20 protein-coding genes are annotated in these 25,363 nt (G+C 61.5%); 7 read left to right on the forward strand and 13 right to left on the reverse strand.

Annotated elements, in window-relative coordinates; genetic code table 11:
• Positions 1–187: 187 nt before the first annotated feature.
• The 7 genes from secA to mtrA form a co-directional block, all read right to left on the reverse strand.
• Positions 188–2,929: a preprotein translocase subunit SecA gene (gene secA / locus AC6I99_RS14640; RefSeq protein WP_497944796.1), complete on the reverse strand. Its 2,742-nt coding sequence runs from the start codon at positions 2,927–2,929 to the stop codon at positions 188–190.
• Positions 2,930–2,971: 42 nt separating this feature from the next.
• Complete coding sequence (locus tag AC6I99_RS14645; protein WP_224164758.1) at positions 2,972–4,249, reverse strand: winged helix-turn-helix domain-containing protein; 1,278 nt, start codon at positions 4,247–4,249, stop codon at positions 2,972–2,974.
• A 27-nt stretch (positions 4,250–4,276) separates the two neighbouring features.
• Complete coding sequence (gene hpf / locus AC6I99_RS14650) at positions 4,277–5,005, reverse strand: ribosome hibernation-promoting factor, HPF/YfiA family (RefSeq protein WP_224088085.1); 729 nt, start codon at positions 5,003–5,005, stop codon at positions 4,277–4,279.
• A 143-nt stretch (positions 5,006–5,148) separates the two neighbouring features.
• Entirely contained in the window at positions 5,149–6,174 is a 1,026-nt protein-coding gene (locus AC6I99_RS14655) for a ComF family protein (RefSeq protein WP_497961188.1), read from the reverse strand.
• 106 nt (positions 6,175–6,280) lie between these two features.
• Positions 6,281–7,999 carry an LpqB family beta-propeller domain-containing protein gene (locus tag AC6I99_RS14660; RefSeq protein WP_224088087.1) on the reverse strand — a complete coding sequence of 573 codons (1,719 nt, stop codon included), beginning with the start codon at positions 7,997–7,999 and terminating at the stop codon, positions 6,281–6,283.
• The gene (gene mtrB, locus AC6I99_RS14665; protein WP_497947016.1) at positions 7,996–9,774 is read right to left on the reverse strand and encodes an MtrAB system histidine kinase MtrB; all 1,779 of its coding nucleotides are present in this window, start codon (positions 9,772–9,774) and stop codon (positions 7,996–7,998) included. The genes AC6I99_RS14660 and mtrB overlap by 4 nt, the downstream gene beginning before the upstream one ends.
• A 199-nt stretch (positions 9,775–9,973) precedes the next feature.
• Complete coding sequence (mtrA, locus tag AC6I99_RS14670) at positions 9,974–10,648, reverse strand: MtrAB system response regulator MtrA (protein ID WP_144649950.1); 675 nt, start codon at positions 10,646–10,648, stop codon at positions 9,974–9,976.
• A 446-nt stretch (positions 10,649–11,094) separates the two neighbouring features.
• Here mtrA and AC6I99_RS14675 point away from each other — a divergent pair, with 446 nt between their 5' ends.
• From AC6I99_RS14675 to AC6I99_RS14700, 6 genes are read left to right on the forward strand one after another with little or no spacing between them, the layout of a single operon-like run.
• Positions 11,095–12,165 (forward strand): DUF7847 domain-containing protein, encoded by a 1,071-nt coding sequence (locus AC6I99_RS14675; RefSeq protein ID WP_497944795.1) that lies wholly within the window; start codon positions 11,095–11,097, stop codon positions 12,163–12,165.
• A complete protein-coding gene (locus tag AC6I99_RS14680; protein ID WP_497944794.1) occupies positions 12,162–12,854 on the forward strand; it encodes a DUF4129 domain-containing protein in 693 nt (230 codons plus the stop codon). The genes AC6I99_RS14675 and AC6I99_RS14680 overlap by 4 nt, the downstream gene beginning before the upstream one ends.
• Positions 12,851–14,044 (forward strand): DUF4350 domain-containing protein, encoded by a 1,194-nt coding sequence (locus AC6I99_RS14685; protein WP_497944793.1) that lies wholly within the window; start codon positions 12,851–12,853, stop codon positions 14,042–14,044. Before AC6I99_RS14680 ends, AC6I99_RS14685 begins: the two co-directional genes overlap by 4 nt.
• Positions 14,041–15,141, forward strand: coding sequence for an AAA family ATPase (locus AC6I99_RS14690; protein WP_497944792.1), 1,101 nt, complete (start codon positions 14,041–14,043; stop codon positions 15,139–15,141). The genes AC6I99_RS14685 and AC6I99_RS14690 overlap by 4 nt, the downstream gene beginning before the upstream one ends.
• A 43-nt stretch (positions 15,142–15,184) precedes the next feature.
• Positions 15,185–16,477, forward strand: a complete 1,293-nt coding sequence (locus AC6I99_RS14695) for a DUF58 domain-containing protein (RefSeq protein WP_497947014.1) — start codon at positions 15,185–15,187, stop codon at positions 16,475–16,477.
• 11 nt (positions 16,478–16,488) lie between these two features.
• Positions 16,489–17,214: a DUF4166 domain-containing protein gene (locus tag AC6I99_RS14700; RefSeq protein WP_497944791.1), complete on the forward strand. Its 726-nt coding sequence runs from the start codon at positions 16,489–16,491 to the stop codon at positions 17,212–17,214.
• Between the two features lie 30 nt (positions 17,215–17,244).
• On the opposite strand, the gene AC6I99_RS14705 is transcribed toward AC6I99_RS14700, so the two are convergent.
• Together AC6I99_RS14705 and AC6I99_RS14710 are read right to left on the reverse strand one after the other, a co-directional pair.
• Positions 17,245–18,276, reverse strand: a complete 1,032-nt coding sequence (locus AC6I99_RS14705) for a uroporphyrinogen decarboxylase/cobalamine-independent methonine synthase family protein (protein WP_497944790.1) — start codon at positions 18,274–18,276, stop codon at positions 17,245–17,247.
• A gap of 4 nt (positions 18,277–18,280) precedes the next feature.
• Positions 18,281–18,670: a chorismate mutase gene (locus tag AC6I99_RS14710; protein ID WP_224088095.1), complete on the reverse strand. Its 390-nt coding sequence runs from the start codon at positions 18,668–18,670 to the stop codon at positions 18,281–18,283.
• Between the two features lie 128 nt (positions 18,671–18,798).
• Here AC6I99_RS14710 and AC6I99_RS14715 point away from each other — a divergent pair, with 128 nt between their 5' ends.
• A complete protein-coding gene (locus AC6I99_RS14715) occupies positions 18,799–19,455 on the forward strand; it encodes an NADPH-dependent F420 reductase (protein ID WP_497944789.1) in 657 nt (218 codons plus the stop codon).
• A gap of 86 nt (positions 19,456–19,541) precedes the next feature.
• On the opposite strand, the gene AC6I99_RS14720 is transcribed toward AC6I99_RS14715, so the two are convergent.
• The 4 genes from AC6I99_RS14720 to AC6I99_RS14735 form a co-directional block, all read right to left on the reverse strand.
• Complete coding sequence (locus AC6I99_RS14720) at positions 19,542–21,248, reverse strand: ABC transporter ATP-binding protein (RefSeq protein ID WP_497944788.1); 1,707 nt, start codon at positions 21,246–21,248, stop codon at positions 19,542–19,544.
• Positions 21,245–22,237, reverse strand: a complete 993-nt coding sequence (locus tag AC6I99_RS14725; protein WP_224088100.1) for an ABC transporter permease — start codon at positions 22,235–22,237, stop codon at positions 21,245–21,247. The genes AC6I99_RS14720 and AC6I99_RS14725 overlap by 4 nt, the downstream gene beginning before the upstream one ends.
• A 2-nt stretch (positions 22,238–22,239) precedes the next feature.
• Positions 22,240–23,331 (reverse strand): ABC transporter permease, encoded by a 1,092-nt coding sequence (locus AC6I99_RS14730; protein WP_497944787.1) that lies wholly within the window; start codon positions 23,329–23,331, stop codon positions 22,240–22,242.
• A 127-nt stretch (positions 23,332–23,458) separates the two neighbouring features.
• On the reverse strand, positions 23,459–25,087 hold the full coding sequence (locus AC6I99_RS14735; protein WP_224088104.1) for an ABC transporter substrate-binding protein: 1,629 nt from the start codon (positions 25,085–25,087) through the stop codon (positions 23,459–23,461).
• Positions 25,088–25,363: the final 276 nt, after the last annotated feature.

The raw sequence follows: 25,363 nt of genomic DNA on the forward strand, positions 1-25,363 counted from the left end.
TGGCTAGGCACCCGATTGGCTAGGCACCCGATTGGCTAGGCACCCGATTGGCTGGGCACCCGCGTGGATCAGCGCACGTGACCAGGCACCCCTAAGCCAAGCTGGTTGCCTTAACCTGGAGGCAGCGTATCTACGAAAAAAGACCCCGGATTTGTGTCCGGGGTCCTTTCTCATAAGGGAGGCTGGATCAGCGCCGCTTCTTCTTGGCGGTCTTGCGCTGCTCCTGGGTGGCTGCTTTGGCAGGATTACCGGACCGGCCCGAGGAGCGACCCTCGATGCGGGTCTGGCTTGCCCCGTCCTCGCCTGGAGCTGTGTACTGCAATTGCGCCGGCTTTTCGGGTGTCTCCAGACCGGCAGCCCGGATCTGGGGATCGTGGTGCTCGGTGTGTGCACCTGCCGCAGTATCGTCGGCAACAACGACATCTTCGGCGGGGGTCACTTCAACTTCAAGGTTGTAGAGGAAACCAATGCTTTCCTCGCGGATAGCTTCCATCATGCTTTGGAACATCACGAAGCCTTCGCGCTGGTACTCTACCAGCGGATCGCGTTGAGCCATGGCCCGCAGCCCGATGCCCTCTTTGAGGTAGTCCATCTCGTACAGGTGTTCTTGCCATTTACGCCCAAGCACCGAGAGAACGACGCGGCGTTCCAGCTCCCGCATGCTTTCAGAGCCAATGGCTTCTTCACGGGCCTGGTACACAAGCCGCGCATCAGAGAGGATCTCTTCCTTGAGGAATTCGGCAGTGACCCTGGACTTGCCGCCGGCTTCATCAATGATTTCCTGAGCAGTTACGGTGGCTGGGTACAACGTCTTCAGGTTGGACCACAACTGGTTGAAGTCCCAGTCATCGCCGTTGCCTTCCGCTGTGGCGGAGTCGATAAGCGCGCTGATGGTGTCTTCCAGGAAGAACTGCACTTTTTCGTGGAGGTCATCGCCTTCGAGGATCCGACGACGGTCCCCGTAGATCGCTTCACGCTGGCGGTTCAAGACGTCGTCGTACTTGAGGACGTTCTTGCGCTGCTCCGCGTTACGCGCTTCCACCTGGCCCTGGGCCGAGGCAATGGCGCGGGAAACAAGCTTTGATTCCAGCGCGACGTCGTCGGGCACCGAACTGTTCATGAGCCGCTCGGCAGCACCGGAATTGAACAGCCTCATGAGGTCGTCGGTCAATGAAAGGTAGAAACGTGATTCCCCGGGGTCTCCCTGGCGTCCGGAGCGGCCCCGCAGCTGATTATCAATCCGGCGGGACTCGTGGCGTTCGGTGCCCAGCACGTAGAGGCCGCCAAGGTCCAGTACTTCCTCGTGCTCGTCCTTGACCGCCTGCTTGGCCGCTGCAAGTGCCTCCGGCCATGCTGCCTCGTACTCTTCCGAGTTCTCCTCCGGGTCCAGGCCCCTCTTGGCGAGGTCTGCGATCGCAGTGAATTCGGCGTTGCCACCAAGCATGATGTCGGTACCGCGGCCTGCCATGTTGGTTGCTACCGTGACGGCACCCTTACGTCCGGCCTGGGCAACGATGGAGGCTTCCCGTGCGTGGTTCTTTGCGTTGAGGACCTCGTGGCGGATACCTTCCTTTGCCAGCAGCTTGGAGAGATATTCGCTCTTCTCAACGCTGGTGGTGCCAACCAGTACGGGCTGGCCCTTTTCGTGGCGTTCCGCAATGTCCTTGACGACAGCGTCGAACTTGACGACCTCGTTCTTATAGACGAGGTCCGACTGGTCAATGCGCTGCATGTCCCGGTTGGTGGGAATGGGCACAACTCCGAGTTTGTACGTGCTCATGAACTCGGCTGCCTCGGTCTCGGCCGTACCCGTCATACCTGACAGCTTCGAATACATGCGGAAGTAGTTCTGCAGCGTTACCGTTGCCAGGGTCTGGTTTTCGGCCTTGATCTCGACGTTTTCCTTGGCCTCGATGGCCTGGTGCATGCCTTCGTTGTATCGTCGCCCGGCGAGGATACGGCCCGTGTGCTCGTCAACAATCAGGACCTCGCCGTCGAGGATGACGTAATCCTTGTCGCGCTTGAAGAGTTCCTTCGCCTTGATGGCGTTGTTCAGGAAACCAATGAGCGGGGTGTTGGCCGATTCGTACAGGTTCTGGATACCGAGGTAGTCCTCCACCTTTTCAATTCCGGCTTCCAGGACACCAACAGTCCGCTTCTTCTCATCGACTTCGTAGTCAACTTCCGGCTGTAGCCGGAGTACGACCTTTGCGAATTCGCTGTACCAGCGGTTCGTATCGCCTTGGGCCGGACCCGAAATGATGAGCGGGGTACGCGCTTCATCGATCAGAATCGAGTCAACTTCATCCACAATGGCGAAGTTGTGCCCCCGCTGAACGAGTTCACTGGCGTCCCAGGCCATGTTGTCGCGCAAATAGTCGAAGCCAAATTCGTTGTTTGTCCCGTAGGTGATGTCCGCGGCGTACTGCTGCCGACGCACTGACGGATCCTGGTTGGAGAGGATGCATCCGCTTGTCAGGCCAAGGAAGCGGTAGACGCGTCCCATGAGCTCGGACTGGTATTCGGCAAGGTAATCATTCACCGTGACGACGTGGACACCCTTGCCGGTGAGGGCATTGAGGTATGCCGGCGCAGTTGCCACGAGGGTCTTGCCTTCACCGGTTTTCATTTCGGCGATGTTGCCCAGATGGAGGGCGGCGCCACCCATCAGCTGGACGTCAAAATGCCGCATGCCCAACGTTCGGGATGAGGCCTCACGGACCGCAGCAAAGGCCTCAGGCAGGAGCGCGTCCAGTGTCTCGCCGTCCTGGTGCCGGGAGCGCAAACGGTCTGTTTCCTCCCGGAGTTCAGCATCAGAGAACGTCTTGAAAGAGTCTTCCAGGGCATTGATGGAATCGGCATAGTTCCGCAGTTGCCTGAGTGTTTTCTTGTCACCCGTGCGGAGAAGTTTTTCGATTAGTGATGCCACGTGAAATTGCTCCCAGTCTCATGCTGCCGAATTCTGGCTGTTTCAGTCTACGGGAGAGAGTATCGCCACGTTATCCGGTTCCCCTGTGAGCGGACTGCCTGGCCCGTCTGGTTCAGGGCCCCCGTTCACTGCCTCGGAGAGTGGAACCGCGAGATCCCCTACCGGCCACACGACAACTTCCTGAAGGCCGAGCCATTGGGCCATGAGCCACAATTCGGCGGAAAGCTCGACGGCGGTATCGGGCGGCGCTCCTGGCTCACCAAATGCGGACCGAACCAAGAGTTGGCCTGCGGCCCTGTCAGCCTTCAAATCGACACGGGCCACGATGCCTTCCCGAAGCAGGAAGGGCAGAACATAGTAGCCGAAACGGCGCTTGGCAGCGGGCGTGTAGATCTCAATCCGATAGTGGAACCCGAACAATTCTTCCAGGCGCCGCCGTTCGAAGACCAGCGAGTCAAAAGGGCTCAGGAGCGCCCGGCCTTCGGCCCTCCGTGGCAATCCGGCCTCGACGTGGCGGTAGGTTTCCCGTTCCCAGCCGCGAACCGAAACGCGCTCCAGCCGGCCTGCCTGGAGAAGGCGCTGCACCGACGCCTCCCCGGCCTTTAGCGGGGTCCGAAAATAATCGGCAAAACACCGGACCGTTCCAATGCCGTGTGCCATGGCGGCTGCATCCATGAGCCGGTCAAGGGCGGCATCCGCATCCATCCCGCTGTGTACCGAACCCGGCAGGACCCTGGAAGTAATGGTGTAGAGACGTTCGAATTGGGGTGTCCGCGACGCCGCCGAAACGCGGCCTTCTTCGAACAGATGCTCCAGAACGCGCTTCACGGCGTTCCAGTTCCAACCCCAATTTCCGCTTTCGGCGTCCTGGGTGTGCCCAAGTTGTGCAGTCAAGGCAGATGCCGTCATCGGCGGTCCAGCCTCCAGGGCCGCGAGGATTCGTTCCTCCATGGCGATCCGCACCGCGGGCTCCATATGATGGGCACCAACCCAAGCCCGCTTCTGCCAAAGAAGAAGGTCGGGAAAATGCTCCGGACGGATATAGCTGGCCTCGTGAGCCCAGTACTCCATCATTCTGCGGGGTTTTCGGCCTGCCATGGAGTGAAGGATTGCCGGATCATAGTTTCCCAGGCGGGAAAAGAATGGCAGATAGTGGCTCCGCGCCAGCACATTCACGGAGTCGATCTGGACAAGCTGGATCCGTGCAAAGGTCCGGCCCACCGCCCGTGGGGTCACGGGGCCGGCGGGCCGGACTTTCGCCAATCCTTGGGCTGCCAATGCGATCCGCCGTGCCTGTGACAGGCTCAGCGAAGCGGTCATTGAAGTCCTTTCACGTGCGATAAAGCCTTACTTGGCGGTGGCCGCCTGGTCATCCGAGCGGTACGCGTGGATCTTCTCCTCCACGGCTTCCTCGCCGGGCTCGCAGGTGGAGTCGAGGGTTATGACACCATAAGTCCAGCCACTGCGCCGGTACACAACCGAGGGTGCATTGGTTTCCTTATCCAGGAACAGGTAGAAGTTGTGCCCCACCAGTTCCATGTTGTCCACTGCATCATCGAGAGTGAGGGATGCGGCGGGGAAGACCTTCCGACGGATCAAAACGGGTGAATCACCTGCTGGAATATCGTTCTCGATGTCGTAGGGCGACCGCTCCTCGGCCTGCGGTTCAGGTTCCTGCTGGTTGCTGGCGCCTACGTAGATCGGCTCACTGGCACTAGCGGGCTCGAGGGACGCCGTTGCCTCCCGAACGGCCTTGGGCGTGTGACGCCCATGGTGCACCTTCTTCCTGTCCTTCGCGCGGCGCAACCGCTCAAGCAGCTTGTTGTACGCAAGATCGAAGGCAGCAAATTTGTCAGCGGCTGTGGCCTCGGCACGGATAACAGGGCCTCGGCCCAGGACTGTCACTTCAACGGTGAGCTGTCCCGGCGTTTGCCGGGGGTTGGTCTCCTTGGAAACCTTGGCGTCGACTCGCTGGACTTTGTCCCCCAACGATTCAATCTTTGAGATCTTCTCGCCGGCATATTCGCGAAAGCGGTCAGAAACTGTCAGATTTCGTCCGCTGATCATGAACTCCATGGTGCCCTCCAAATAACTCAGGTGACACGACAACGACGCTGTAGGGGGCTGGTCTGACGGACAGTCGAGCCCCTTTCCGAGCCGCTATCGACAGGTACATCTGTTCTTGGTACCCACAACCGACGTTAGTTCATCGGCACGAGTTATTCACCCTTTGGCCACTTATTTTTTGTTTGCGTCTTAACCCCATCCGAGGGCTCGTCTCCGGCGGTATTGGAGGCGTAGGCTGGTGGCCTCGTGGCCGCGAGAACAACGGCGCCGCAGACTATCCCTCCCGCCGCGGACACGGCCCGGGCAGCCTCCGCCAGGGTGGCTCCAGTGGTGAGAACATCGTCCACAATCAGGCATCTTTGCCCACGGATCTTTTCCCCGTAGCGGGGTCGTACCCTCATGGAACCCCGGACACGCCTGGCACGCTCACCCCTGCCGAGTCCTTTTTGGCCCGTGGAACCATCTTTCCCCTCCTTGCCAAGGAGGGTCCTGACGCCAATTCCGACCAGGTCTTTGCAAGATGCGGCCAGCCGCTGGTTTTCCAGGAGATTCCCGGTCTTCTCAAGCACATCAAGAGCCGGGCACCGGGACAACATCCCCCGTCTCTTCATGCAGCGGAGCAGAACGTGGACGGGGCTGAAACCCCGGCTTCGGAAGGCCCTGCCGCTGCTGGGAACGGCAACAACGCAAAACCCCGGCTGGTCACCAATGGCCAGCCGAACTGCGTTTCCGAGGCAAGGCGCCAACACCTCGGCCAGCCGCCACTGGCCTAACCGCTTGAACGACAACAGGGACTGCGAAAGTTCATCCCGATAGGGCCCTGCCGCCACCACGCCCAGCTTTACAGTGCCATCAACATCGACGAGCGCAGGCGACTCCTGTTCGGCCCTGAAGGGTTTCCTGCAAAGCTGACGCACCCGCTTGGCACAATGCCTGCACAGGACGGTGTCTTCCACACCGCAGCAGACGCAATCAACGGGAACCAGGAGTGCAACCAACTCCATCAATGCCGCTTGCAGGTTGGCAAACACGCGCCCAAGCAGGCGCCTGTCCTTTCCGCGTCGCCGGGGTCCTGACGTGTCAGGAGCACCAACATCCGGGTCAAGCCGGCGCTGGATGCGTTGGGCGGATCGAGGACCATTGACGGCATACGGGAGGTCGTTCAGGGAAACAATCATGCTGGTAGCCTTGGGCACTTTTTGTTCCGGTAACAGTCCCACAGCCCGCTATGTGAACAACCCCCGTCGTGTTGGGGCGGCGCCTCCGGGGTGCCCGGCTCCCGGATCAGCCCGGGAAGGCCGGCTCCGTTGGGCCCTTGAGCTGAAGTTCCCAACCATTTCCGACACGTTGAAAAATTCCCGCTGTGGACTGCCCGTAGATCTGTTCCGACCCGTTACCTGCGCTCAGGCTCATGAGGCCGTCCCACGGGGCCAGTTGCTGCGGCTCCCCCGAGGTAAGCGAGAGCAACTCCGGAACCACGGTAGCCGTAGCCGAACTGGACATGACGGCAACGGTGGATCCGTTGACCCACACTCCCTGGTCAGGCGAGGTGGAGGTAAAAAGAGTGATTGGAGTCGTAAGATCCTTGGGCGCGCCGTCTGCATTCCGGACGATGCCCGTCACTTGAACCACTGATTTACCGTTCGCCTCGGATATCACCAGCGCCCGGGTACCTTCGCGTGAGATCCGGAAATCCTTGACGGTCCGTCCGGACAGCCACGTGGGCGTTATGGTCGCCGTGGGCACAGCCATGCCAGGGGCAACGCCAGTGGGCTTGAATGCCACAACCTCCGTGTTCCCGCTGGCGCCTGGTCCCGCCGTCCAAACCCAATCATGAGGGCTGAACGAAGGCCCGCTCAACGTGCTTCGGGTAGTCAGTTGGCGGGCCGGCTGACCCGGCTCGATGGAGTACAACGTGGTTTTGTCGCCGTTGAGGAAGGCAACGGTTTGGGATACGGGCGACTCGGCGGGTGAATGGGGGCCGAGACCTGCAACCGACTGAATATCAGGCAATGGCGAAACCCGGTTGTTCTCATAGCGGACCAAGTCGCCGTTACTGACGGCAACCTGGCGGGCAGGCACATTCTTGTCCACAACCGGTGGCAGAACTGTCCCGTTGTCCTCGACGCGGACCAGGTCCTGGTCGGCGCGAAGCTGGACGTTAATGACGTCCGGTTGCCCCCTGAAGGTTAAGGCCAGCTGGTTCTGCATGCGTTGGCGGTCTTCTGCCGATGCGTCGAACAGTTCCTTGGCCGACAAATCCACCTGGGCTGCTCCTGAAACGACAGGGACAGATTCCCTGGCCAACTTCATCCCGGAGGGAAAAGCGCTCACCACTGCCCCACGCAAATACGGCGCAGGCCCGGCAAGCAGGGCACTGGTCATGGACTTAACAGTCTTCTTCTTGATGAACCACCGGTAGTCCGGCACCGCATACGTGAACGTCGGGTCGTAGAAGTAGATGGGGAAGGCGCCGTAGATAACTTTGAAGGTCTCTTCCGGAATCGCAGTACCATCCGGAACCTTGGAGATCCGCCACTCCCCCTCCACTTTCTCCAGCGAGACGGGGATGGTCTCCTTGGTTCCCGGCGGGAACTGCGTGGCTATTCCGTCCGCATCCACCGTGTAGGCAAGGTCGACCTCGTAGACGTATTCATTCTCCACAGCCGTCTTAACCACGCGGGCCCCGCGGAAAACGATGGCCCGCTTATCCGGCTTCCACGTTACGGCCTGGGCTTGGGTCAAATATTGCCGCGCTACGGGATAGTCGTCCTCATAGCCGCTGCCGGCCATATAGAAATCCTCAATGACGGCTTCAGGTGTGGAGCCTGCACGCGGTGCTGCGGGGAAGAAGACAGGGGCATTGGGGTTTCCCGCTCCCTCATCCTGGCTTTTTCCCACTGGACCGGACCGGGGAATCTGGGCGCACGAAGCCAGCAAGACCATGAGCGCCGCCAGCACAGCAACGAAAACCCGCCTGCGTGCGGTGCCAAGGACCCTCATGATCCATCGCCCTTTCCCGCGTCACCCGAAGGAGGCGTTCCGACGTCCGATTTGCCGTCTGTACTGCCAAAACCTGTGCCCAGGACAAGCATCTGGCGTTCGCTTCCGGCTCCGGGCAAGTCGATGTCGGCAGGTTCCAACTGAAGGGGCGACTTGAGGATGGTTCCGCCCTGCTTCAGCGGCAAGGTCAACCTGAAGTTTGAGCCCGCCCCTTTGCGGCCCCACGCCTGAAGCCAGCCGTTGTGGAGCTTGGTGTCTTCGGCTGCGATGGACAATCCCAGGCCGCTGCCACCAGTTGTTCGGGCGCGTGCCGGGTCAGCCCGCCAGAAACGGTCGAAAACCCTGGCAGCTTCCGCTGGGCTCATTCCAATACCGTGGTCCCGCACGGCCACGGCCACGGCGTCATGGTTTGCTGCCACAGAAATGTGGATCGGTTTTCCTTCGCCATGCTCAAGGGCGTTGAGCAGCAGGTTCCTCAGGATCCGGTCGATCCTGCGCGAGTCCATTTCGACAATGATGCTCTTCTGACGGGCGTTGAGGCGAACCTCGGACCCGTACTCGGAGGCTACGGGTGCTGCGCCCTCCATGACGTGCGAGATCACTTGGAAGATGTCCTGGGGTTCGGCGTCCAGGATGGCTGCACCGGCATCGAAGCGCGAAATCTCCAGCAGGTCCGACAACAAGGACTGGAAGCGCTCCACTTGGTGATAGAGGAGCTCGGCCGAGCGTTTGTTCATAGGGTCGAAGTCTTCACGGGCGTCGTAAAGGACCTCCGCGGCCATGCGAACGGTGGTCAAGGGCGTGCGAAGTTCGTGCGAGACATCCGAGACGAATCTTTGCTGCATTTGCGACAACGTGGCGAGCTGGGTGATCTGCTCCTGCAGGCTGGCCGCCATATGGTTGAACGAAGCACCAAGCCTGGCGACCTCATCCTCACCCTTGACCACCATGCGCTCTTGGAGTTGGCCCGCCGCCAGCTTTTCCGACACCACGGCAGCATGGCTCACAGGGCTGACGACATTGCGTGTGACGTACCACGCGATGGCACCAATCATCAGCACGAGCGCCGCACCACCGGCCCACAGCACGTTCTGGATTTCGTCCAGGGTCTTCTGGGCGGTGTTCAGGTCATAGATCAAATACAACTCATAGGCAGTGCCGTTAAAGGTCACTTTGTTTCCGACAGCAATACCGGGGCGGTCCTCGTTTCCCACCGGGAACTGCATGGAGGCCCAGAACTGTTGCTTCCCGCCTTCCTGGACGGCCTTTCGCAATTCCGGCGGGATGACACGGACGGTGAGTTGGTCAGAGGCGCGCGACTCTACCCAGCGGTTACGGGGTTTGGTCTGTTCCGGCACGGCTTCAAAAACGTAGCGCCGCTGGATCACCGAGCCCCGGCCCTCTACGGCGGTTAGCGTGTCATAGACCAGCGTGATGACGCTTGATTGATCAGTAACCTGTGCGCCGTCAAAGGTGTCCTGAACCTGTTTTACGTTGTATCGGGACTCCGACTCCGCCTGGGCGAGCCTTTCCTGGAACAGGTTATTGGCTATCTGGTTGGAAAGGTACGCTCCGACGATCGCAAAAGACGTTACGGCAAGCAGAAGCGTCGTCAGCACGGTCCTGAACTCCAGTGACCGCCGCCACCGCCTCAGCAAAGAACGCCAGAGGAAGCGAAGACCCGGCCGTATCTGCCGGACACCGATCGAGACGAGGCGGGAAACCCTGAGAACCAGAATCAGGCCACGCCGTGTCCATATCCGGGCGCGCCACATCAGCCAGGGAAGGTTCCTTCTTACTGGATCACTGGGAGCGGAGGCTGAATCCCCGGACGCCGAAGTTTGCGGGGTTTGCTCCAGGCCTGGGGCCTGTTCCTGGGCGGTCTGGTCCTGGGCGGGCTGGTCCTGGGCGGGCTGCTCCGGAGCGTTCGGGCTCTGGTCCTTGTCCGTGCTGCCGGTCTTGCCGGCGGGAGACTCAGGAACCTGCTTTATACCCGACACCACGCACCGTCAATACAACTTCGGGCGCTTCCGGATCCCGTTCAATCTTGGAGCGCAAACGCTGAACATGGACATTGACCAACCGGGTGTCCGCGGCATGGCGGTATCCCCATACCTGTTCAAGCAAAAGTTCGCGCGTAAAGACCTGCCACGGCTTCCGGGCCAATGCCACCAGGAGGTCGAACTCCAAGGGCGTAAGCGAGATGCGCTCTCCACCGCGGGTCACGAGGTGCCCGGCGACGTCGATGGTTACATCAGCAATCCGCAGCGTTTCCGGAGCCTTTTGTTCGCCCGGCCGAAGGCGCGCACGGACACGAGCCACGAGTTCAGCGGGTTTGAAAGGCTTGGGCACGTAGTCGTCAGCGCCGGATTCAAGACCTCGAACAACATCCGAGGTGTCCGATTTCGCCGTGAGCATGACAATGGGGACGTCCGATTCTCCACGAATCTGCCGGCAAACTTCGATGCCATCCGAACCCGGCAGCATGAGGTCCAGGAGCACCAAATCGGGTTTGGAGGAACGGAACACCTCAAGAGCCTGGCCGCCGTCTGCGCAGAATACGGGCTCGAAGCCATCATTGCGCAGGACAATACCAATCATCTCTGCGAGCGCTTCGTCGTCGTCAACTACCAGAATGCGTGCCTTCATAGTTATATATTCCCTTATCGCCAAGCCTTTGTCCTGTTGGGCGGGCGCACGGCATGGCGTCCCCCAAGGCACTTCCACCGTACTGCACGGCCGCGCTTGGCTCGATGTAGATCCGGTGTCCGGGCAGTATGGGCTCAGGCTATGAGGGAGGACACCGGGACTATAGGCTTGGGGCCAAGGTCCATGTGGGGGACGTCGGATGTCGGCGGGCCGGATCTCTTGGGGAGGAAATCGTGTCACAGCCAGAGCACGGCCAGCAGCCATATCCGGGCGGTCAGCCTGCGTGGGGCGGTCAGCCTGCGTGGGGCAACCAGCCCCAGTGGGGAGGTCCGTCCGCGTGGTCAGCCCCACAGGGCGGTAGCAACAACTGGCCGGGCTACCCTCCGGGAGGCCCGGCGGGTGGATGGCCTGCGGCTGCGCCCGGCGGTCCCCCCTATGGCCAACCAATGTACGTTGCCCCACCCAAGCCAGGTGTCATTCCCTTGAGGCCCCTGCAGTTCGGCGAGATACTCGATGGCTCCTTCCAGACCATACGCCGGAATGCAGCCTCGATGTTCGGTTCAGCCCTGATCGTCCAGGCCACAGCCGCTGCCCTCCTGGGTGTTGTCACCGTGGCCATGTACGAGCTTATGGATTCCTTGGAAACAACGGATTTCAGCGGGGATGCGGCGGGATTCTTTGGCCCGTTCCTGGCCGTCATGGCGGGTTCCGTGGGAGTCTCTGTGTTGATCGGCTTTCTGGGCGCCGTCCTCCAGGGCGTCATGGTCATTCCGGTTTCCCGTTCTGTCCTCAACCGACGGACAGGCTTCGGGCAAATGTGGAAGCTGGCTGTCGGTCGGATCCTTCCTCTGCTGGGGGTAGCAGCCGTGCTCACTTTCGGTGGACTGCTGGCCGCAGCAGCCGTCGTCGGGATTGCCGTGCTGTTGTTCACGGCCTTTGGTCCGGCGGCCTTGTTGATTGTCATCCCCTTGGGCTTCGGGGGAATCATCGTCTTTGTCTGGATTGGGCTGAAGCTCATGTTTGCTCCGGCCGCCATCGTCGTGGAGCGGATCGGCGTCTATGACGGACTCCTGCGATCCTGGCAGTTAACCAAGAGCAATTGGTGGCGCATCTTCGGCATAACGCTGCTGGTGAGCGTGATGGTGGGAATCATCGCCCAGATAGTGCAGATTCCAGCTTCGCTCGCCGCCACCGCGATTGGATCGGTCATCGCTCCCCACCCGGACGCCGGGACAGTGGCCTCCACCCTGATCCTGACGACCGTGATCTCGATGGTCATTGGGGCTTTGGTGGGGTCTGTGACATTCGCTTTCCAAACATCCGTGTCCGCGCTCATCTACATGGATCTTCGAATGCGTCGGGATGGGCTGGACGTGGAGTTGATGCGGCTGATGGAAAGCGGGGCGGATCCGGAGGGAATCCCGGGCGGTCCTCCCCTGCAGGTCCACGGCAACACATGGCCTCCTGGCGGCGGACAATGGCCAGGCTCTCCTCCCGGGCACCGGCCGCAGGCATGAGGGACACGCTTATCCCTGTGATTCCCGCTTTGGCCGGCACTGAACCGCCGGTGACCCCGGACCGTGACGAAGCACGCCGTTGGGCCGAGGAGGAACTATCCAAGGCGCAGTACGCCCAGGCCCGGCCCAGTTGGCTGGACCAGCTTTGGCGCGATTTCCTGGACTGGCTCAGCTCCCTGGAAGGGGACGGAACTTCGCCGGAAAGCAACCTGGCTGTCCCCCTCATTATCGCCCTGGCTGTCGTGCTCATCGTGGTGGCTGTCTTCGTTGTCCGTCCGAGGCTGAACGCCACGCGAAAAGCCTCCGTTACGGGCATTTACGGCAAGGACACGCCTGTGGATGCTGCAACATACCGGAAGCGTGCCCTTGCCGCGGCCGACGACGGCGACTGGCCTTCCGCCGTCATCGATCAGTTCCGGGCGTTGGTGCGTTCCGCGGAGGAGCGGGATGTCATTGAAGCGCGGGCCGGTCGGACGGCCGATGAGGCTGCAGGCCACTTGGGCCAGGCCTTCACCCCTGCTCAACTCCGGTTGGTCGATGCCGCCCGCCTGTTTGATGCGGTCCGCTATGGGGAACAGGCCGCAACACGCCCGGACTACGACGAATTGCGCAAGCTGGATACGGACCTCCTCGCCCTAACCCCTGACTTCACTGGCCAACGCCAGCAGGGATTCGCGGTGCCGCGATGACCCTCCAGGAACAGGTGCCGGAAGCTTTGCAGGGAGGAACTCTGCCTCGACGGCGGACCAGCGCATTGTGGAGTTGGTTCCGAAAGCACCTGGTGTGGATTGCGCTGGGGGCAGTGTTTGCCGCATTCGTGACGTTCCTCGTGGTGGAGCGGTTCTCGGCACCCAAAGACTCCGGGTCGCTATCTACCCGCAATCCCGCTCCCGACGGGGCCATGGCCTTGGCCGAAATACTGGGGCGCCACGGTGTGGGCATAACTCCAACCGATAACCTCGAAGACACCCTGGCAGCTCTTTCCGACGGCGACGCCACCTTGCTGCTGTATGACCCCCGCGGTTTCCTGGATAGATCGCAGTTGCAGGATGTGAGTGCTGTGGCCGGGCGGGTAGTGGTGGTCGCACCGCGCCTGCGCACGTTGAATGGCCTCGATCCGGAGTTCCGCCCCGGCGGTGTGGTCCCCGAAGCGACAAAAATCCTTGAACCGGGCTGCAGCCAGGAAGATGCAGAGCAGGCAGGACCCGTTGCCGCCCAAGGACCGGTGTACCTGGGGCCAGTTGTTTGCTACGCCACCCGCAGCGATGGACCTGGACTTTATGTGGCCTCGGCCGATGGGCACATCATTGTGCTGGGGAGCACCGAGTTGCTGGAAAACCAACACCTCGCGGCCGTTGGCAACGCCGCATTGGCGATGCGGACCCTGGGAAGCGGCCCCGACTTGGTCTGGTACACACCAGGCATCACGGACGTAGCGTCCGATAGATCCACCCCGACGCTCAACGAGCTCGCACCGCCGTGGCTGGCTTTTGCGGGCCCATGGCTGGCTGTCATAGCTATCCTTGCCATCCTCTGGCGCGGACGACGCTTGGGACCGTTGGTCTTTGAACCACTTCCCGTGGTGGTTAAGGCCGCAGAAACGGCCGAAGGACGTGCACGTCTTTATCAGGATTCACGTGCCGTGGAACGCGCCGCCGACAATCTGCGGGCAGGAACCCTCGCCCGGTTGGCCAGGCATTTCAACCTGGGGACGGACGCCACCGGGGAGGCCATTATCGACGCCGTGGCCCGGCGCCTTGGACGGCAAGTACCGGCAATCCGGTGGGCGTTAATTGATTCCAAACCCCAGACAGAAGGACAACTGGTGCAGTGGGCACAACAGATCGAACGAATCGAGCAGGAGGCAACGGCCCGATGAGCAACCAGCCGAACAACTATACGGACAGCAACAACCAATACTCCGGTGGCGCGGCCCACCAGGTAAACCATGCACACGCGGGCGAACCCCAGGTGAATGCACCTGGGGTGAATGGACCACAGCAGGGCCTACACAGCAGCGGCATGGAGGATCCTGCCCGACAATCCCTGCTGAACGTCCGGAACGAAGTTGGGAAGGCTGTGGTCGGCCAGGATCCAACAGTGACAGGCATGCTCATCGCCCTTCTCTGCGGCGGCCATGTCCTGCTGGAAGGTGTGCCCGGCGTCGCCAAGACGCTGTTGGTCCGGGCGTTGTCCACTGCCCTGAGCCTGGAAACCAAACGCGTACAGTTCACCCCGGACCTCATGCCCGGTGACGTCACGGGCTCCTTGGTGTACGACTCGCATTCATCGGAATTCACGTTCCGGGAAGGGCCCGTTTTCACCAACATCCTGCTGGCCGATGAAATAAACCGAACGCCACCCAAAACGCAGGCCTCGCTCCTGGAAGCCATGGAGGAACGCCAGGTTTCCGTGGATGGCGTATCGCGCCCACTGCCTATGCCCTTCATCGTGGCAGCCACCCAGAATCCCGTGGAATACGAAGGAACCTACCCCCTGCCCGAGGCCCAGCTGGACAGGTTCCTCCTCAAGTTGACCATGCCGTTGCCCGGCAGAGCCGAGGAAATCGAAGTAATCCGCCGGCACGCCGGTGGCTTCGACCCCCGAAACCTCGCCGCGGCCGGCGTCCGGGCGGTGGCTGGCGCCGTCGAGCTTTCCAACGCTCGTGCGGCTGTGGCGCAAGTGACCGTCGCACCGGAAATCCTGGCCTACATTGTGGATGTAGTCCGGGCAACCAGGTCAGCGCCGTCCTTCCAGCTGGGCGTCTCTCCTCGAGGCGCTACTGCCCTCCTGAACACGTCGAAGGCATGGGCCTGGTTGTCCGGGCGGCCCTTCGTGACGCCTGACGACGTCAAAGCGCTATCGTTGCCTTGCCTCAGGCACCGGGTAGGCCTTCGTCCCGAGGCCCAGATGGATGGCATCCACGTTGACGACGTCCTTGGCAGCATCCTGGCGTCTGTTCCGGTGCCTCGTTGATTCTGCCGGTGATGCAGATGACAGCAATGGCACGGGTACCCTGATGGCCATCACGGGTCGTTTCGTGTTGCTGGCAGTTGCCGGGCTGGTTCCGTTGCTGCTGTTTCCGGCGTGGATCACCGTGCTGTTCATCGCTATCGGACTGCTGCTGCTCCTGGCCCTTGACCTTATCCTGGCGGCTTCCCCGGCCAAGGTGGGCTTGGTGCGTCAGCAACCGGGCAACGTCACCTTGGAGAGTCAGGTTAATTCCGTCATCACGGTGACCAACCTGGGCCGCCGGAAGCTACGGGCGATGGTCCGGGACGGTTGGCAACCTTCCGCTGGAGCCCTGAACCCAACACAGCCGCTCGACGTTCCACCCGGCGAACGGCGCCGCCTGACGGTGTCCCTGCTCCCACGGCGCCGCGGCGATCTTGAAAGCCCGCACGTGACGGTCCGTTCGTACGGGCCCTTGCGGCTGGCCGCACGGCAGCGAACCAGGGCACTTCCCGGCCGGCTTCGAGTGCTGCCACCCTTCCATTCCAAACGGCATCTGCCATCGAAACTACGCAAGCTGCGCGAGCTTGATGGCAGGGCGGCCGTGCAGATCCGGGGCGCGGGAACGGAGTTCGATTCACTGCGTGACTACGTCCGTGGCGATGACGTCCGGTCCATCGACTGGCGTGCAACTGCCCGTCGCACATCTGTGGTGGTGCGTACCTGGCGTCCGGAACGGGACAGGCGTGTTGTGATCGTTCTGGACACATCGCGGACCGCGGCGGCCAGGATTGACGACGAGCCGAGGCTGGACACTTGGATTGAGGCGGCGCTGCTGCTCGCGGTTCTGGCGGAACGGGGCGGGGACCGGGTTGACTTCCTCGCCTACGACCGGATGCTCCGCGCGAGGGTCGAGTCTGCTTCGAAAGGCAATCTCCTGGCGCAACTCGTTCAGGCCATGGCGACATTGGAGGCCGAGCTCATAGAACTGGACTGGCAGCAGATCCCAGGCCAGGTGCGGGCCGTATCGGCACACCGCTCGCTTGTGGTGCTTTTGACAGCCCTCGACGGCGGCGCCCCCGAGGAAGGGCTTCTCCCCATGGTGGCCCAGCTGGTCCGCCAGCACGTGGTGGTGGTCGCGTCTGTCCGGGACCCCTTGCTGGCAGCCATGAAAGCCGGGCGTTCCACCGCCGGCCAGGTTTTCCGTGCCGCCGCCGCCGAACGCGCCCTGCTGGAACGGGCCGCCGTCACAGAACAATTGCGGCAACTCGGGGCTGAAGTGGTGGACGCCGAACCCTCCGAGGTCCCTCCCCTGCTTGCTGACACCTACATCCGGCTTAAAGCGGCCGGACGGCTCTAGGAAGGACTCCAATGAACGAACCCATCTACCGGCTCGCCCTGGGCAATGATTTCAACAAGCTGGCCCCCGAACTACAGGAGTACTTCTCCCTGGCGGCAGGCTCCGGATCGTATGGAATTGGCGAGGGGGTCTTTGACGTCGTAGGGTGCCCGCAAAAATGGTTGCGTCCTTTGCTGGCCCTGACGGGAAGCGAAGAGGCCTTCTTCCCTGAATACGGCGAAAGCATTCCGTTCCGCATTGAGAACCATGCCCACGTGGATCCTTTCGGCCGGCAAGCCCTCACGGCACGGCGTGAAATCTACTTCGCATCCGGGACGCGGTTGTTCCACGACACCACGAGCGCTATCACCGCGCCGCAGGCCAGCTCCGTCACCCCCGCACCGACCCGGTTGGTGGACCATGTCGGCCGCTACCGCCGCCTCGTCACGGACCTGGATGTAAGTGTCACGCCCAACGGCCGGCTGCGGGGTGTGTCGAAAGCCAGCCGGCTCTTCCTGGGTCCATTGCGCATTCCGTTGCCGACGGCCCTGGACGCAAAGGCCTTTGCGGAGCAGTGGTGGGACGGGGACGAGGGCAAGCACCGGATCCAGGTCAAGGTCATCCAACCCCAGATCGGCGTCGTGCTTGTCTATGCCGGCCGCTTCGATTACCGGTTGGCGCCCTACCTGCCCGGGGCAGCCCAAGGCACCTCACTCCCCCGCTATGCGGAACCGGATCGCTGGGAAAAGAGGATCTAGCCCTTGCCAATCATCCCTGGGACAGGCCGGTCAACCCTGCGACAGCTGGTCCAGGCCGTCGGCCACCTGTGTGAGTCGGGCAAGCACTTCCTTGGCTGTGGCGGGCTTCACGTGGGCGAGTCCCGTAGCCGGCGTCAGTCGCAGTGCCGGCAAGGCCGACGCCGGGAGACCCAGTTGGCTCCAAGGCCGCCAAATGCTTTCCACGATCTCGGCCGTCCGCGGAAGCCTGGCATCAGTGTCTGATGTGGGCATTGCACCGGCCCACACACGCTTGCCGGCTTCCACTGCTGCGGCAAGGTGCTCCCATTGGCGGGTTGTCAATGCCTTCAGCGGCACAGCAACACCATCGGCGCCCGCATCAAGTATGCGATCAATCGGCGCCTCTATCTCCGGTACGGCCACCGCAATTTCGACGGCGCCCGCAGCCCTGAGCGCATCGATCACCAACCGCCACGCTCCCGCAACCTCCTCGCCGGGGATGGACCGCAGCGTGCGGTAACCACTCGCCGTCGGGATCGTGCCGCCCATCACTGCGGCAATGTCCGGCTCGTCCAGCTGGACCACAATACCCGCTCCAGGGACCGCTTCCGAGATCCGCTGGAGGTGTTCTGCGACTCCGGCTGCCAGTGACTCTGCAATGTCGCGGCGCGCTCCAAAATCGAGGAGGGCCCGCTCTCCGTTGTGCAGGTACAAACCGGCTGCGAGGCTCAGGGGACCCATCAACTGGACCTTGATCCCGCTGGCTGAAACCTCTTCTGTTCCAGCGACGTCAGCCAGGATGTTGATGTCAGTGGCAAGCGCGGACCGTCCACGCTGCGCGTCTTTTCCCGGCCGGTCAACCAATCTCCAACCATGTGGTTGAACGTCCACGGCCAAGTCCACCAGCAACGATGCTGTCCTGCCTACGGCATCGGATCCGACACCACGGTCCGGCAGTTCAGGCAGGAACGGAACGTGGGGGTCCCCCAATTCGCCCCGGATGATCCGCAGGGATTCCGCAGGGTCGATCCCTGGCCATGGGCCAAGAGCCGTCGCGCTGACCCTTTGCACTTCTCCTGACATATGTTCAGGCCTGCTGGCTGGAGATCTGGTGATCCTCTGCGATGGCCTCATGATGGCGGATCACTTCACTGATGATGAAATTCAGGAACTTCTCGGCAAATGCGGGGTCAAGATGTGCGTCCTCGGCCAGGCGGCGAAGCCGGGCGATCTGGGCTGCTTCGCGTCCGGGGTCGCCCGCGGGAAGCTTGTGCGTGGCCTTGAGAATCCCTACTTTCTGGGTGGCCTTGAAGCGTTCCGCGAGCAGGAAAACGAGTGTGGCATCAATGTTGTCGATGCTGGACCGGATGGAGAGCAGCTCATCCATGACGCCGCGATCCACCTGGCCCGCGAGGGAACTCGCTGACGGGTTGAAGGAATCGTGGTCTTCGGGGAGGGCACTGTTCTGCTCGGTCATGGTCCCCAGTCTATGGGGTGCGGCGGTAGCGTTGCCGGTGTTACCTGACTGCGTCCCGCCAGCGGTGTTCCCATCGCGGGAATCGGTGCAGAATGGCAGCATCACTGCACTCGACCAAGGGAGATTCCATGAAAATCGCTGTCCTGGGAACTGGAATGGTGGGGCACGCCCTCGCTGGCAAGCTGGTGTCCTTGGGCCACGAGGTCATCATGGGTTCCCGTGAATCCGGAAATCCCAAGGGCGAGGAGTGGGCCCGGCAAGCTGGTCCGCGCGCCCGTGCGGGCTCTTTCGCGGAAGCGTGCGCACAGTCCGAGCTGATCGTGAATGCAACACCCGGTACTGTGAGCCTGGCCGTCCTCGCTGAAGCCGGCGACACCACCCTGAACGGCAAAATCCTCCTGGATGTGGCAAACGCCCTGGATGGATCAGGCGGTTTCCCTCCATCGCTCACCGTCTGCAACACCGACAGCATCGCCGAGACCATTCAACGGACCTACCCCGGGGTGCGGGTAGTGAAATCCCTGAACACGGTCAGCGCCCCCGTGATGGTGGATCCAGGGCGGCTTCCGGGCCCACATGACATGTTCATGGCGGGAAACGACGCGGATGCCAAGTCCACAGTGTCAGGCCTGCTTCAGGAGTTTGGTTGGGCGCCCGAGCACATCAGGGACCTCGGTGGACTCGACGCCGCCCGCGGTATGGAGATGTGGCTGCCTTTGTGGCTAAGGATCTTCATGCAGCAGCCGAAAGGAAAGATGTTCAACATCGCCATCGTGTCCGAATAGCGCGCCAAGGCCAGGAACGAATGAAGGCCCGCCAGAGTGAATTGCTCACAGTGGCGGGCCTTCGTTGCGTTCAGCCTGCGTGCGGGTTAGCCGCCCAACAGTGCGCGGTGCGCTTCCCGGCGTCGTGCTTGTTCATCAGGGTCCGGAACCGGCAAGGAGGCGATCAGCCGCTTGGTGTAGTCGTGCTGGGGCGAGCCCATCACATGGTTTCCGATGCCCTGCTCCACCAACTGTCCCTTGTACAGCACGCCAACCCAGTGCGACAACATGTCCACGACTGCGAGGTCATGGCTGATGAACAGGGCCGCGAAGCCGAACTGCTCCTGGATGTCCTTGAACAGGTCCAGAACCTTGGCCTGCACTGAGACGTCCAGGGCCGAGGTTGGTTCGTCGGCAATCAACAGGCGTGGGTTGAGCGCCAACGACCTCGCCAGAGAGGCGCGCTGCCGCTGTCCACCGGACAGCTCGTGCGGGTAGCGTTGCGCGTACGACGCCGGCAACTGGACTGACTCGAGCAGCTCACCTACCTTTTTCCGCGCCTCAGCCGCGCTCGGCTTGGTGTGGATAATCAACGGCTCAGCGACGCACTCACCGATGGTGAGGTGGGGGTTGAACGAGGCCGCCGGGTCCTGGAAAACGAAGCCGATCTCCTTCCGCAGCGGACGGAAGGTCCGCTCCTTGAAGTCCAGCATTTCGTAGCCGAGGACCTTCAGGCTTCCGCCGGTTGTCCTTGTCAGCCCTGCGATCGCCCGCCCGATGGTGGATTTGCCTGAGCCGGACTCCCCCACCAAACCGAAGACCTCATTCTCGGAGACAGTGAAGCTGACGTTGTCCACAGCTTTGAAGCCATGGCGCCCAAAGCGCCCTGGGTACTCGATGGTGAGGTTCTTCGCCTCAACTAGGACCTTGCCATCCTGATGCAACCGGCCACGGGCACCTTCCGAGGCTGAGTTGCGGCCAAGGTGCGGGACCGCCGCGAGGAGCTTTTTCGTGTAGTCCTGCTTTGGTTCCGCGAACAACACCCTTGAGGGCGCTTCTTCCACCACATCGCCCTGGTACATGACCACCACGCGGTCGGCGAGGTCGGCCACGACCCCCATGTTGTGGGTAATCAACACGATGGATGTGCCGTAGTTGTCCCGCAAGTCACGGAGCAGTTGCAGGATTTCCGCCTGTACTGTGACGTCAAGGGCTGTCGTTGGTTCATCGGCCACAATCAGACCAGGGTTCAGTGCCAATGCGGCGGCAATCACCACGCGCTGCTTTTGCCCACCCGAAAACTGGTGTGGGTAGTAGTTGACCCGGGTTTCAGGGTCCGGAATACCCACCTTGCGCAAGGCTTCCGTGGCCCGTTCCTTCGCTTCCTTGGACGATACGCGGTGGCCATCCTTGGCGTGGGCGCGGATCCCCTCGGCAATCTGCCATCCAACAGTGAACACGGGATTCAATGCTGTGGAGGGCTCCTGGAAAACCATGGCGACGTCGCGTCCACGGATCTTTCGAAGCGCGGATTTGCTGACACTGATCACGTTGTTGCCGTTGATCACCACCGCACCGGAGCTGATGGCTGTTTCAGGCAGCAAGCCCAGAATGGTCTTGGCTGTAACTGTCTTGCCGGAACCGGACTCCCCCACGATCGCCACGACTTCACCAGGCTTAACGTCCAGGCTGACGTCCTTCACCGCATGGACGTCACCGCTGTCGGTGGCAAAAGTTACCTTGAGCCGGTCAATGGTGAGGACGGGTTCACTGACGGCCCCGGCGTCGGAAATGTTTCCGAGGTTGGTGGTCATGGCTTACCTGCCTCTGTAGCTGTCGGGGTTGCAGGGGTTTTCGTGGTGCCTGCGCGCTTTCGGCCACGGATCCGGGGATCGTTGAGGTCGTTGATGCTTTCGCCAACCAGCGTCAGGCCCAGGACGGTCAGCACGATGGCGATGCCAGGGAAAACACCGGTCCACCAGATACCGGAGGAGGTATCGGCCAGTGCCTTGTTCAGGTCAAAGCCCCACTCTGCAGCCGATGTTGGCTCGATGCCGAAGCCCAGGAAGCCAAGGCCTGCAAGCGTAAGGATCGCTTCGGAGGCATTGAGCGTAAACATCAGGGGCAGGGTGCGCGTTGCGTTCTTGAAGATGTGCCGTCCGATGATACGCAGGCTGGATGCACCCAGTACCTTGGCCGACTCGACGAAGGGCTCGGCCTTGAGCCGGATGGTTTCGGCGCGGATGACCCGGAAATACTGGGGCACGAACACCACTGTGATGGAGAACGCACAGGAGAAAATACCGCCCCAGAAACTGGACTGGCCACGGCTGATGACGATCGAGATGACGATTGCCAAAAGCAGGGTGGGGAAGGCATAGATGGCGTCCGCCACTACTACAAGGATCCGGTCCAACCAGCCGCCAAAGTAGCCGCTGAGCAGGCCCAGGGCGACGCCAAGGAAAAGTGACATTGCCACGGACACGACGATGACGGTCACGGCCGTCTGGGATCCCCATAGGACACGGGACAGGACGTCATAGCCGCCCACAGTGGTGCCAAGCAGGTGTTTGGCACCCGGTGCCTGTTGGGTGGGGAAGGAACCGGACGCATCGCTGAGTTGGGAGTAGCCGTAAGGGGCCAGAAGCGGTGCGAGAATGCTTGTCAGCAGGAACAGCCCGCTGAGGACAACGCCCACTATCAGCATGCCCCGTTGGAGGCCAACGCTTTTCCTGAGGTGGGAAACCACTGGAAGCCGGGAGAAGAGGGGCTGCTTGGGAGCAGTCAGTGAAGGAGTGCTCATGGTCAGTACCTCACTCGGGGATCGATGAGCGCGGCAATGATGTCCACGATGAAGTTGGTCACGGCGACGATGATGGCCAGCAGCACCACAATGCCCTGGACAGCCACAAAGTCGCGGGCATTCAGGTATTGCACCAGTTGGTACCCCAGGCCCTTCCACTCGAAGGTTGTCTCGGTCAGGATGGCGCCGCCGAGCATGAGCGCAATTTGCAGGCCCATGACAGTGATGATGGGGATCAGTGCAGGCTTGTAAGCGTGTTTGGTAACCAGCCGGAACTCGCTAACGCCACGGGACCGGCCAGCCTCAATGTAGTCCTTTCCCAGCGTGCCAATGACGTTTGTGCGCACCAGCCGCAGGAAGACCCCTGCGGTCAGCAAACCCAGGGCCACGGCCGGCAGGACAGCGTGGGATGCAACGTCTCCAAGAGCCGCAAAGTTGCCGCTGCGGAGCGCGTCCAGCCAGTAGATGCCTGATGGAGCTCCGAGGCTGCTCATGGTCAGTTCCGTACGGGTGGAGGCACGTCCTGCCACGGGGAACCATCCGAGCCACACCGAAAAGGTCAGTTTGAGAAGCAGGCCTGAAAAAAACACCGGAGTGGCATAGCAGAGAATCGCGAAGAACCGCAGGACTGCGTCGGAGCTCTTGTCGCGGTGTTGGGCTGCGATGAGTCCGAACGGGATACCAACTGCGAGCGCCACGATCAATGCGTTGATCGACAGCTCAAGTGTTGCGGCACCGAAGGTGGTGAGTACCTCCACGACGGGACGACGGTCAGTGATCGTTGTGCCAAAGTTTCCGGTGATGAGTTGGCCGAGGTATTCGAAGTACTGGATCAGAACCGGGCGGTCATAGCCGGCGTCATGGATTCGCTGTGCCAGTACATCCGGCGGGAGGCGTCCGCCCTGGGCGGCTGTGATGGGATCTCCAATGACCCGCATCAGGAAGAAGACCAACGTCACCAGAATGAAGACGGTGGGGATGATCAGGAAGAACCGGATCACGATGTATTTTCCTAGGCCTCCCCCGGCCTTGGACTTGCTTTTTGGAGCTACTATTCCGGGCTCGGCCTCGGGTACCTCTATAAGAGTTGTCATTGTTACCTGTATTTCCTGCCCGCGGATTGCGCGGGATTGGCTCGTGCATGCCGGCCACGAAAGTGGTCAGCAAAGGAGGCGGGACACCGGATCAGCGTCCCGCCTCCTTCCCACCACAGAGGCGTGGTTACTTGGAAATCGTTCCGAGGCGGAACTTGAAGGATGCGTCCAGCGTCTTCTCGACGCCGTTCACGCCGCTTCCGGCCACCGCAACCTGGGCGCCCTGCAGCAGGGGAAGGGTTGAGATGTCCTTGGCGAGTGCGTTCTGGACATCTTTGATGTCCGCCTCACGCTTGGTCTTGTCAGCCTCGGTCAGCTGCTTGGCGATCAAGTCGTTCACAGTGGGGTTGTTGTAGTGGTTCTTCAGGAAGCCGCCGTCCGGGAAGAACGGGGTCAGGTAGTTATCGGCGTCGCTGAAGTCGGGGAACCAGCCAAACTGGAACACAGGGTACTCGTCAGCGCGGCTCGCCTTGCTGTAGGTAACCCATTCAGTGGACTGCAGGTTGACCTTGAAGAGTCCGGACTTCTCCAGTTGTTCCTTGATCATGGCGTACTCGTCACCGGAGGAGCCGCCGTAGTGGTCCGGGTTGTACTGCAGGTTCAACGCAACGGGCTCCGTGATTCCGGCATCCGCCAGGACCTTCTTTGCCTTGTCCAGGCTCGGCTTTCCGTTGTCTCCATAGGCGTCCTTGAATGACTCGTTGGCGCCAAGGAATCCGCTGGGCACGTTGGAGTACAGCGGGAGGTAGGTGCCCTTGTAGACCTGGTCGGCAATGGCCTGCCGGTCCACGAGGTTGGCTACGGCTTGCCGGACGGCGAGCGCCTTGGCGGGATCAGCGCCGGCTGCCTTGGTGCCGAACGGCATGGTGTCGAAGTTGAAGGTGATGTAGCGGATCTCGCCGCCCGGTCCCGTCAACACCTTGACCTTGGAGTCTTTCCGAAGGTCATCAACGTCCGTGGCACTGAGGCTGCGGAAGGCGACGTCGATGTTGCCCTGCTGGATGTCCAGCTTGAGGTTGGTGGGGCTGGCGTAGTACTTGATGGTGGCTTCGTCGTTTGCCGGCTTGCCAAGAACACCTTTGTAGTCACCGAAGGCCTTGAAGCTGACAAGTTCGTTCTTCTTGTAGCTATCGATCGTGTATTGGCCGTAGAAGGCCTTGGCCTTGATGATCTCGTCGTCAGGAAGGATCTTGTCCGCGGGGAAAACTTCGTCGTCGACAATGGGCGCCGCAGGACTGCTGAGGATCTGGCTGAATGTCTGGTCGTTTGCCTTCTTCAGCTTGAAAACCACCGTGGTGGCGTCAGGAGTGCCCACACTCTCGATGTTGGTCAGCAGGGACGCCGGGCCGGCGGGGTCGTTGATGGCGACCTGCCGGTCAAAGGAGAACTTGACGTCTTTGGAATCCAACGTGTGTCCATTGGCCCATTTCAGGCCGGACTTGAGCTTGACGGTGTATTCGGTCGGTGCCGTAAATGAGGACGACTCCGCAAGGTCCGGGACCGGTTCTGCACCCCCAGGCTTGGAGTTCAACAGGAACGAGTAAATCTGGTTCATCACCATGAACGAACCATTGTCATAGGATCCTGCCGGGTCCAATGCGGTGACTTTGTCTGTGGTGCCGTAGGCGATCGGGCCGGCGGCGGCCGGGGCGGACGAGGAACCGCCGCCGGAGGGGCCCGTGCATGCAGTCAAAGCGAGGGCGGAAACGCCCGCCAGCGCGATAACGCCATGCAGGGCCTTCTTCTTCAGTGCCATCTGTGAACCTTCTGTTCGATGGATTAGGCGCACCGCCGTGGGATATTTGTGACGGAGCGCACTCTTGATTCCACGATTCAATCAGACTTCGGCGCCCCGGGGACCTTGATTTGGTGATTCGAGACACAATATTTACCTACGAGTAGGTTTGCCCGGGGACGCCAAAGCATTGCCCCCGGAGGGTCGCAGGAATATCTTTATTCCGAGTTGACAAGCGCTGATCACGGGCAGGCGGAACGCGGCCGTGGACAGCATCCAGGCGGCGGTTCAGGGGGC

The sequence above is a fragment of the Arthrobacter sp. TmtSoilC77 genome, from assembly GCF_059739415.1.

What these genes read in the sequence shown, in the direction of transcription:
- AC6I99_RS14710 (WP_224088095.1), bottom strand. Translation starts at nt 18,670, where the DNA reads ATGACCGAGCAGAACAGTGCCCTCCCCGAAGACCACGATTCCTTCAAC.
- AC6I99_RS14690 (WP_497944792.1), top strand. Translation starts at nt 14,041, where the DNA reads ATGAGCAACCAGCCGAACAACTATACGGACAGCAACAACCAATACTCC.
- AC6I99_RS14735 (WP_224088104.1), bottom strand. Translation starts at nt 25,087, where the DNA reads ATGGCACTGAAGAAGAAGGCCCTGCATGGCGTTATCGCGCTGGCGGGC.
- AC6I99_RS14660 (WP_224088087.1), bottom strand. Translation starts at nt 7,999, where the DNA reads ATGAGGGTCCTTGGCACCGCACGCAGGCGGGTTTTCGTTGCTGTGCTG.
- AC6I99_RS14730 (WP_497944787.1), bottom strand. Translation starts at nt 23,331, where the DNA reads ATGACAACTCTTATAGAGGTACCCGAGGCCGAGCCCGGAATAGTAGCT.
- AC6I99_RS14645 (WP_224164758.1), bottom strand. Translation starts at nt 4,249, where the DNA reads ATGACCGCTTCGCTGAGCCTGTCACAGGCACGGCGGATCGCATTGGCA.
- AC6I99_RS14695 (WP_497947014.1), top strand. Translation starts at nt 15,185, where the DNA reads ATGGCCATCACGGGTCGTTTCGTGTTGCTGGCAGTTGCCGGGCTGGTT.
- AC6I99_RS14700 (WP_497944791.1), top strand. Translation starts at nt 16,489, where the DNA reads ATGAACGAACCCATCTACCGGCTCGCCCTGGGCAATGATTTCAACAAG.
- AC6I99_RS14720 (WP_497944788.1), bottom strand. Translation starts at nt 21,248, where the DNA reads ATGACCACCAACCTCGGAAACATTTCCGACGCCGGGGCCGTCAGTGAA.
- AC6I99_RS14725 (WP_224088100.1), bottom strand. Translation starts at nt 22,237, where the DNA reads ATGAGCACTCCTTCACTGACTGCTCCCAAGCAGCCCCTCTTCTCCCGG.
- AC6I99_RS14655 (WP_497961188.1), bottom strand. Translation starts at nt 6,174, where the DNA reads ATGATTGTTTCCCTGAACGACCTCCCGTATGCCGTCAATGGTCCTCGA.
- AC6I99_RS14685 (WP_497944793.1), top strand. Translation starts at nt 12,851, where the DNA reads ATGACCCTCCAGGAACAGGTGCCGGAAGCTTTGCAGGGAGGAACTCTG.
- AC6I99_RS14675 (WP_497944795.1), top strand. Translation starts at nt 11,095, where the DNA reads ATGTACGTTGCCCCACCCAAGCCAGGTGTCATTCCCTTGAGGCCCCTG.
- AC6I99_RS14680 (WP_497944794.1), top strand. Translation starts at nt 12,162, where the DNA reads ATGAGGGACACGCTTATCCCTGTGATTCCCGCTTTGGCCGGCACTGAA.
- hpf (WP_224088085.1), bottom strand. Translation starts at nt 5,005, where the DNA reads ATGGAGTTCATGATCAGCGGACGAAATCTGACAGTTTCTGACCGCTTT.
- AC6I99_RS14705 (WP_497944790.1), bottom strand. Translation starts at nt 18,276, where the DNA reads ATGTCAGGAGAAGTGCAAAGGGTCAGCGCGACGGCTCTTGGCCCATGG.
- mtrA (WP_144649950.1), bottom strand. Translation starts at nt 10,648, where the DNA reads ATGAAGGCACGCATTCTGGTAGTTGACGACGACGAAGCGCTCGCAGAG.
- mtrB (WP_497947016.1), bottom strand. Translation starts at nt 9,774, where the DNA reads ATGTGGCGCGCCCGGATATGGACACGGCGTGGCCTGATTCTGGTTCTC.
- AC6I99_RS14715 (WP_497944789.1), top strand. Translation starts at nt 18,799, where the DNA reads ATGAAAATCGCTGTCCTGGGAACTGGAATGGTGGGGCACGCCCTCGCT.